Annotated in this window: 8 protein-coding genes; 3 read left to right on the top strand and 5 right to left on the bottom strand. The window is 46.8% G+C overall.

Annotated features, from left to right (window positions below; all coding sequences use genetic code 11):
- Positions 1-166 precede the first annotated feature (166 nt).
- The 3 genes from chrA to A3761_RS04390 all read left to right on the top strand — a co-directional run bounded on the left by chrA (position 167) and on the right by A3761_RS04390 (position 2,066).
- Positions 167-1,315: a chromate efflux transporter gene (gene chrA, locus A3761_RS04400; RefSeq protein WP_068554248.1), complete on the top strand. Its 1,149-nt coding sequence runs from the start codon at positions 167-169 to the stop codon at positions 1,313-1,315.
- Between the two features lie 126 nt (positions 1,316-1,441).
- On the top strand, positions 1,442-1,717 hold the full coding sequence (locus A3761_RS04395; RefSeq protein ID WP_068513326.1) for a hypothetical protein: 276 nt from the start codon (positions 1,442-1,444) through the stop codon (positions 1,715-1,717).
- Positions 1,707-2,066, top strand: a complete 360-nt coding sequence (locus A3761_RS04390; protein ID WP_068513323.1) for a type II toxin-antitoxin system RelE/ParE family toxin — start codon at positions 1,707-1,709, stop codon at positions 2,064-2,066. The genes A3761_RS04395 and A3761_RS04390 overlap by 11 nt, the downstream gene beginning before the upstream one ends.
- Before the next feature lie 170 nt (positions 2,067-2,236).
- Here A3761_RS04390 and A3761_RS04385 read toward each other — a convergent pair whose 3' ends face one another.
- From A3761_RS04385 to A3761_RS04365, 5 genes are all read right to left on the bottom strand, one after another.
- A complete protein-coding gene (locus A3761_RS04385) occupies positions 2,237-3,256 on the bottom strand; it encodes an extracellular solute-binding protein (protein ID WP_068739390.1) in 1,020 nt (339 codons plus the stop codon).
- Positions 3,257-3,298: 42 nt separating this feature from the next.
- Entirely contained in the window at positions 3,299-3,985 is a 687-nt protein-coding gene (locus A3761_RS04380) for a Fe2+-dependent dioxygenase (protein WP_068554244.1), read from the bottom strand.
- The gene (locus tag A3761_RS04375) at positions 3,979-5,103 is read right to left on the bottom strand and encodes an alpha-hydroxy acid oxidase (RefSeq protein ID WP_068554242.1); all 1,125 of its coding nucleotides are present in this window, start codon (positions 5,101-5,103) and stop codon (positions 3,979-3,981) included. The genes A3761_RS04380 and A3761_RS04375 overlap by 7 nt, the downstream gene beginning before the upstream one ends.
- Positions 5,104-5,175: 72 nt before the next feature.
- Positions 5,176-7,560 (bottom strand): TonB-dependent siderophore receptor, encoded by a 2,385-nt coding sequence (locus A3761_RS04370; protein ID WP_068749889.1) that lies wholly within the window; start codon positions 7,558-7,560, stop codon positions 5,176-5,178.
- 9 nt (positions 7,561-7,569) lie between these two features.
- Positions 7,570-8,443, bottom strand: an 874-nt coding sequence (locus A3761_RS04365) for an energy transducer TonB (RefSeq protein ID WP_068749887.1), incomplete at its 5' end; no start/stop codon positions are given.

Raw genomic sequence — 8,443 nt, 5'->3', positions numbered from 1 at the left:
ATATATTGCGCAAAGTACAACTGGGTGTCAGAAGAAAACCTAAAGCCTTTATATAAACAAGGGCTGTATTATGTCGAGCGACAATTGGCGGCAGAATAAAAACGCCTGTTTTTTATTCTGACCTCAACTTTCATTCTTCCACCGTATCTTATTTTTCTTTGCTCTTATGAACAACGCAATATCATTGTTTACCCAGTTCTTTATCTTAGGTTGCACTAGTTTTGGTGGGCCAGCCGCTCACTTAGGCTATTTTCGTAAAACCTTCGTTGAAGACAAAAAGTGGATTTCCGAATCTTCATATAGCCAGCTAATCGCTTTAAGCCAGTTTCTACCTGGCCCCGGATCTAGTCAGGTAGGATTCGCTATTGGCCTTCATCGTATGGGCTTACTTGGAGGAGTCTTGGCTTTTGTGGGGTTTACCTTGCCTTCTTTCCTTATCATGCTGCTAGTAGCCGTGGGTTTAACGAACTTTGGTTCCAACGCTATTCTAGATTCTCTTATTCACGTATTTAAGTTACTCGCCGTTGCGGTAGTGGCTGACGCAGTATTATCGATGGGGAAGTCCTTTTGCCAAACTAAAACAACGCAACTCTTGGCTTTCGTTACATGCCTCATCATATGGCTTTTCCCCGTTCCGTTTGTTCAAATACTCTGTATCTCGGCTGCTGCAATGTTTGGTTTATTTTCTCTACGTAGCAAGTCTGTAGAGAAAGCTGGCCGTATTGGTTTGTCATTTTCATTCAGTACATTATTTTTTATTGTGCTCTTCGTTGTGTGCCTCTCCGGTGTTTTAGATGGCTTTGCCTTGTTTTCCGAAACCTTCCTCGCTGGCAGTTTAGTCTTTGGTGGTGGCCATGTGGTGCTGCCTTTACTACAAGATTATTTCGCCCAATCCATAGGACATGAAAGTTTTATCACCGGTTATGCGGTCGCCCAAGCGTTGCCAGGGCCCTTGTTCACTTTCGCCACGTACTTAGGGGCGATGAGTCACGAGAGCCCGCTAATAGGCGCATTTATCGCTACATTGGGGATTTTCTTGCCGGGGTTCTTACTTGTCTTAGCGTTTAACCAACACTGGAAAGTTTTGGCCGAGCATCCAAGAGTGTCGGGTGCCATTGTGGGTGTTAATGCAAGCGTGGTGGGTTTATTAGCAGCAACGCTCTATAGCCCTGTATTTATTACTTCTGTAAAAGAGCCTATAGATATGGCCGTTGTCGCAAGTATTTTTGTTTTACTGCGTTCCTTCAAACTGTCAATTATTCGGATCATTCTATTGGTTCTTGTTTATGGTTTGTTACGTGCTTGGTTTTCATAAAGTAGTGTAATAAGCAAAGCCACTAAACAATCGTTACTTCCACTGCCAGGGTTCTTCTTCAATGTATTTCTAGTCAAAGGTTGCACTATCTATTAATATATATATGTGCAACTTGAGGATGATTATATGGCCAACCCAAATGTTACGTTACGAGTTTCTGGCAGCTTACGCAGCCACTTAGAAGAATGTACCGGCTTAAACGGAGAATATGAGACTCCCAGTGAGTATTTACGAGATCTTATTCGTAGAGATATGGAGCGGAAAGATTCGGCTAAGTGGGAACGTGTTAGGTCTTCTTTAAATGAAGGCTTGAGATTTGAAGAAAGCGAATTTAAACCAATAAAACGAGATGAATTTAAAAATAGAGCTTTGAAAAGAAATGGCCTAAAAAATGACGATTGAAGCTAAATACTCCCCTTTAGCCATGGCTCAGCTAGATAGTATTTGGGATTATGGTTTTCAACGATTTGGAGAAAACCAAGCTGACAAGTATATTGATGGGCTTTTTGACGCTATAGATGAAATTTCAAACACCGGTAAACACAATGGTTTAAGACCCCGAGTTTTTCCTCTTGATATGATCTCAGACATCACAACTGAAAGTATTCATTTTACTCGTTATGAGAATGAGGTGATTTACCTGAAGGAGCTTAAAAGTGGTGGGGTAGGTGTCATAAGTATACTTGGTGTAAGAATGGATACGCCGAATAGGCTCAAGGAGATATTGGCTAACCCGTTATCGGTAATTTAATAAAGCTGCGTGCTCAAAGTCAAAAATCTGCGACAGCCTTAAATCAGGACAATGAGGCCATATTGATAATGGCCTATTAGGTGTGCCTGTGGCACTTTAACGACCAAGCCGACCATGTCTGTTAAAAACAGGCTACGACTGAAAACTTCATATCCCTAGCCGGGCATCGTTTACTTGTACTTGGCTTTCCTCGCGATGTTATTCGCTGCACTTTGATAAGGCGAAAACTCGTCGACATGGGCTTTATTCTCTTTAAATTTTCCATGCTTGGCGACAGCTCGGTCCGGGTAGACTCTTCGGTGAGCCGGGTATTCCATGCTGAGTCGAGAGTATTGGGATTGTGCTTGTTTAGATAACATCCATTCTAGAAAATCTTGCGCGAGTTCTTTATTGTCGGAATCGGCTACGACGCCTGCGCCGGTGATATCGATATGCACACCGCCGTCTTTCTGTTCAGGCCAGAAGAGTTTTATTTTTGAATTCGGGTGAGTCAAAAGGTGGCGAGGCAAGTAATAGGAGTAGGCGATTGTTAGCTCACAAGCTCCTGTTTCCAGTGCAGTGAATAATTCTAAGTCGTCCGACATAGGTGAATGGACGAGATTGCTTACCCAGCCTTTCATTACCGTCTTCATTTTTGCTTCGCCATAACGGTGGCTTAGGTCTGCTAGCAGTGATTGGGAATACTCAGTTCTTGATGAGCGTAAACACAGCTTGCCTTTCCATTTACTATCGGCGAGAGCGGCGTAGGTGTTGGCATAAGTCTGCAGTTCAGATTCGCTAAGCTTTTCAGGGTGATAAGCAATCGCCTGGGCGCGTTTCGCTATTGCAAACCAGTCATCATCTTTTGAACGAAGGTGTTCAGGCAGTGTTTTTTTCAGGATACGAGAAGAGATACTGGCAAGCACGCCTTTTGGAGAGGCCAGTGACAGATTGAGTGCGCCTGTCGTTAGGAAGATATCCGCCGGGCTTTCCTCTCCTTCAGCTTCGAGCTTTCGGATGAGTGCTTCACTGCTGTTAATGGTGTAGCTGACCGAAACACCTGTTTCAGAAGCGTAGCGATTGAACATCGGTGTTAGATAACTCGCATTACGCGATGAGTACACCATAAGCTCTTCGGCTTGAGCGGGGGTGAAGCAGAAAGGAAGGCTAATACTTATCACCAGCAGTTTAAGTGGTCGAAAAAGTCTCATGTTTATGTCCGTTCGGGTGCGATGGTATTGAATAAGGCTTGCTTATGATGGGGATGCCCAGCGACGAATTAGGTTGTGATAAAGGCCGCTTAAGGTCGTGACTTGATTATGGTCAGAGCCAAGTTCCGCGCTTAGGTTTTGAATGCTTTGGTCGAGTTCATAAAGCGTTTGTCTTTGGCTATCTTCACGCACCATGCTTTGCGTCCAGAAGAACGATGCTAGGCGTTGCCCTCTTGTGACGGGGCTAACCTGATGCAAACTGGTGGAAGGGTAGAGCACCATATCCCCCGCGTCTAATTTGACACTTTGTATGCCGTACTGAGTATGAATTTGGAGCTCGCCACCTTCATATTCTTCTGGCGAATTCAGAAATAAAGTGGATGAAACATCGGTGCGCATTGTTTGAGCGGTGCCCGGTATTTGCATCAGGGAACCATCGATATGATTGCCGTAGGTTTCGCCTTCTCCGTAGCAATTAAATTTTGGCGGGAAGATTTTGTCAGGCAGTGCCGCAGAGATAAAAACAGGATGTTGAGATATCTTGCGCAGAATTTCACGGCCCAGTTGTTGAGCGGTGTCGCCCAGGTCATCGAGTTGACGATTGTGTTTGACGTGAATAGCGATGCCACCGGCGGTTTGGCTGCCATCACGCCACGAGGATTTATCCAGGGCACTTCGGAATTGCTTCACTTCTTCGCTTGATAACACTTTGGGTATGACGATTAGCATAAAGGAGTCCCCAGCTTTCTAAGGTTTGCATGACGAATTTCTTGGATTGTACGACAGCCCGTCATCGCCATGGTGTATTCAAGCTCCTCTTTGAGTAGCTTGATCAGGTGAGCGACACCTAAGGCACCGGCAATGCTTAAGGCATAGACTTGCAAACGTCCAATCAGAACGGCATCAGCGCCTAGGGCAATGGCTTTGAATATATCGGCACCACTACGAATGCCACTGTCAAAAAGAATCGGGTATTCATCGCCCAAGGCTTGGCGAATGTCGGGTAGTACCGTCAAGCTTGCGGGTACGCCATCCAGGGCTCTGCCGCCATGGTTTGACACGACGATCCCTGCGATGCCTAGATCTTTTAGGTAAGTAGCATCTTCAGTGCTCATAATGCCTTTTGCCCATACCGGGACATGGCTGATCGCAATGATTTTCTTAAGCAGCTCGAGTGAAACAGCCTTTTGAACATGCTGCTGGAAAATGCCGGCTGCTCCAGCGCTTTGAACGCCGTTATTTGGGTAGTCACTTAGGTTGACTGGCTGTAATTCTTTCGGCATTTGAAAGCCGGATCGTAGTGTTTGGTGGCTGGGTGCTTGTAGTGGTGTGTCCAGTGTTAGCATAATGGCCTGATAACCGCTTAGTAATGCTCGTTGAAGCAAGTGTAGCGTTGCCTCTTCACTGTCTTGTGCATAGAGTTGAAACCAGCGAATTGCGCCTGGCTCACTTGGGGCGGTTTCCTCTAGTTTAACGCTGGCTAAGGTGCTAGAGATTAAGCCAATACCCATGGCATCGGCGGCATGCGCAGTGGCTAGCTCGCCATCCGGGTGTACGAGTTTTTGATAGGCGACTGGTGCGAGCATAAAAGGCACGCTCAAGTCTGCTTCAGCAAATTTGATATCTGTCTTACTAGTACTCATGTCTTGCAGCAGACGAGGCTGCAATGCAAGTTGTTCGAAGGCGCTGCGATTGCGGCGAAGACTTAGGTCTTTCCCACTACCGTTGGCAATATAGTTGAATCGGTCTTTGGCAATAAAGCGTTCAGCCAAGCTCTCGTAGTCCTGAGCGCAACAGACCTCCGCGGGAATATGATCCAAGGGGGCGAGTATCGTTGTTTCCTGCATCGCTATATATTCTCTTGATGATAAAAAGGGGAAAAGTGGGTGGCAGTTCCACCCACTTTTTAGTGCAAGAGGCTATAGACTAAAGTCAAGCGTCACGCGTGCGTTGCGACGGTCGCCGATGTAATTAAAGGCGCCGGATCGGTAAGCGGCCAAGTAATAATCGGTATCGAAGATGTTGCCGACATTAAGACGCAGGCTTAGGTCCTGGCTATGCTTGTAAGTCGCGAAGGCATCAAAGACTGTGTAACCTGGAATACCTCTTTCTTCATTCGCTGCGGTATCAGGTTGGCCGACAAAACGCTCGTCTTCATAAGTGGCTGTACCACCTATCGCCCATTGTGGCGTAGCCTGATATTTCACATGTAGCGAAGCAGAGGTATCTGCAAAGTTTGCTAGGGTTTTTCCTTCATCCTCTTCGTTAATGGATTCCAATACTTCGGCATCCATCACAGCAATACCTGCAGACATACTGATTTTGTCAGTGATATTCCCCGTTAAGCCAAGTTCGATACCTTCTACTCGGTTCTTGCCTGTGTTCAGTGAGCCCAGCGTGCTATAGCTATCGCCAGAGGGGCTCTCCATCACATCATTTTTTGTGATGCGGAATAGCGCGGCTGTCGCAAGTAACTTGCCATCGTTTAATTGCCACTTCGTTCCAACCTCAATGCTTTGTGTTTTCTCCGGGTCACCTAATTGAGGGTCGCTGGCATCGACACAGATACCACCATAGCCACAGCTAGTGCCTACATCCGACTCACCACCATTCAAGTTGGTTGCAGTCGAGAAGCTGGCATAGACGTTTGCATTGTCCATAAACCGATAGCTGGCACCGATATGGCCGTTCCAATAGCCACCGTCGTCAGCAAATTCAGTCCACTCACTTTCTAAGGGCCCGCTTCGGCCATCCGGGTCATAGTTTGCGAAGGTGCTGTAGTCGTAATAGTCGTAACGAACGCCACCAAAGGCTGTCCAATTATCACTTAACTCGACGGTATCCATGAAATAGAGCGCAAGGGTTTCAACATTCCAATCTGAGTCTTTATCACCTTGGGCAATATCTCGTTGAATCAATGTATTGAGGTCTGTCGCGGTATTACCATTTTCGTCTGACCAACAATAGCCTTCCCCAACACCACGTCGACCTGAAGTGAAGCAGTTTGAGGCTCCTTCAGAAGTGTAGCTATAGACGCCGTTGATAACCGTTTGGTCGGTATATTCGACACCAATCACGATGTCATGAACTGTCTCGCCGAGTTCTTTTGTAGTCAGAAAATTAAATTGATTGGCAAAATAATCAACGTCTTGCCAGCCTTGATGAGTACTTAACGAAGCAGTTTCAAAGCCATTGGTATCATTCGTAGCATCATCAAGTGTTGGGTAAGCTGTTGTACCTCGGGCTCCTGTCGCAACATAACCATTCTCGGTAATACCGTAGCGAGTCAGATTCACAATGCTCGAAGTTGGGCTAAATTCATAACCAACACGCAGCGTTGCAGTACTGGTTTCAGATTTCAGAAAGTCCTCATCTTGCACATAAGAAGGGATATCTTTAACAGGTTTGCCGGTATCACCATCTATGTAGGTACCTAAGTCCGGGCTATCTTCGCCTCGGAAATGATAGACATCCGCAACGATTTCTAGCTGATCTGTTACCTGGTGAGATAGTGAGATTGCTGCACCGGCGCGATTTCGGTCAGCCGGGTCACGGTCGGGAACATTTTCACCTGACTTAAGCAGGTTAACACGTAGGGCAGTGTCATAATCAATGACCTGGTTGATATCAGCCGTGACGCGGTGGTGCCAATCGGTGCCGATACCGATAGAGCCTTTCGCAAAGTCATACTCGGTGCTTGCACGTTTGGTTGCCGAGTTCACCGCTCCACCTGTTGTGCCGCGCCCTGCAAAGCTCGCGCTAGGGCCTTTACTGATTTCAACTTGCTCAACAGCGAAACTTTCACGAATGGTCATGCCCGGGTCGCGTAAGCCGTCGACGAAGACATCACTGCGCGCTTCATGACCACGAATAACATAGCGGTCACCAAAGGCATTTCCGTTTTCGCCTGTTCCCAGGGTAATGCCAGGCTGACCATCCAAAATAGTGCGCAAGTCACTACGGCCAGACTCGGCGACCTGTGTAGTCGTCACAACATTTATTGTTGCCGGAGTTTCAGCCAGTGTTCTTGTTCGGCGAGGGTCAGAAAGGCGTTCCGCTAGGTAAGGGGAACCTGGTGTCGCATAAGGGTTTGTGTCGGGTGTGACAGACTCTTCAATTTTAAGCTTATCAAGCTTGATGCTTTCTGGAGTGGGCTCTTCAGCGCTTGCCATACCCGTCATTAGAGCACCGGATATCGCCAGGGCTAATGTTCCAGAAGAACGAGTCGTAGAAAAAGTTTTCGGGTTTTGTGCAGTGTGGTTTGTTTCCGAGTCTCGGGCCGGATTATTAATGTTGTGAGACATGATACTTCCTTAAAAAAGCGTGTTGGATGAGTTAAGTGAAAATTCAATCGGCAAGGTAAGGTCGAGACCGTCCTTGCTCAATTCTTCTGGTATCGCTGGAAAGGGGGTAGCTCGTAGCAGCATGTCTAGAGCTTCCTGATCCAGGCGAGGGTCTCCCGAACTTTTTGTAATCCTTGGTCGTTTTAGACGACCATTTGTTTTTAGATAAAAATTAACGTGAACAGTGCCGGTCACGCCTGCTCGGCGGGCACTTCGAGGGTAGCGTTTATGGCGCGCAGCATGGGCGAGAATACGAGAAAGATAAGTTTGCTGAATAGCTGGTTTACCTCCTGTCGTAGTGCTTTTCCCTGTTCCCGTTGCTTTGATAGTTGCTCGACTGTTTTGTTTACTATCAAATATGTCTTCCTGAGTTTTGCTGTCTTCAGCCTGCTTTGTTTCTGCTTGCTTAGTTTCTGGTTGAGTCGTTTCTAGCTTTTTAGCCACCTGCTCAGGAGCAGCAAGCTCGGCTGGCAGATCTGCTTGTTTCTTCTCCAGATCAATTGTTTCGACGGGTGTGGGTTCTTCTATTGTTTCTTCTATTGCTTCAAGCGCTGGTTCGATTTCTGCGACTTCGTCTGGTGTTTGGGCTTCTTTGATATCGACAAGCTCTTCTTGAACTTGCTCGTTGGGTGCTTCTTCACTTGAGGCCGCGGCACTGGTATCCACAAAGCTTCCTGCCAGACCCAAGCCTGCTATTAAACCGTCTTCACCTGCTTGTTGAGCTCCGCTCATGGCAATAGCAGAGGGCGAGCTATAGATGCTATAAGCTAGTGCCAGGGAAAAGTGGAGCGCGATCGCAAAGAGACTTGCTGTTGTTATGTGAGCACTTTTTATCTTCATGGCT

The sequence above is a fragment of the Oleiphilus sp. HI0123 genome (assembly GCF_001635315.1).
Note: the sequence above shows the minus strand (reverse complement) of the source record. Positions and strands in the feature narration are given on the sequence as shown.

What these genes read in the sequence shown, in the direction of transcription:
- chrA (WP_068554248.1), top strand. Translation starts at nt 167, where the DNA reads ATGAACAACGCAATATCATTGTTTACCCAGTTCTTTATCTTAGGTTGC.
- A3761_RS04395 (WP_068513326.1), top strand. Translation starts at nt 1,442, where the DNA reads ATGGCCAACCCAAATGTTACGTTACGAGTTTCTGGCAGCTTACGCAGC.
- A3761_RS04390 (WP_068513323.1), top strand. Translation starts at nt 1,707, where the DNA reads ATGACGATTGAAGCTAAATACTCCCCTTTAGCCATGGCTCAGCTAGAT.
- A3761_RS04385 (WP_068739390.1), bottom strand. Translation starts at nt 3,256, where the DNA reads ATGAGACTTTTTCGACCACTTAAACTGCTGGTGATAAGTATTAGCCTT.
- A3761_RS04380 (WP_068554244.1), bottom strand. Translation starts at nt 3,985, where the DNA reads ATGCTAATCGTCATACCCAAAGTGTTATCAAGCGAAGAAGTGAAGCAA.
- A3761_RS04375 (WP_068554242.1), bottom strand. Translation starts at nt 5,103, where the DNA reads ATGCAGGAAACAACGATACTCGCCCCCTTGGATCATATTCCCGCGGAG.
- A3761_RS04370 (WP_068749889.1), bottom strand. Translation starts at nt 7,560, where the DNA reads ATGTCTCACAACATTAATAATCCGGCCCGAGACTCGGAAACAAACCAC.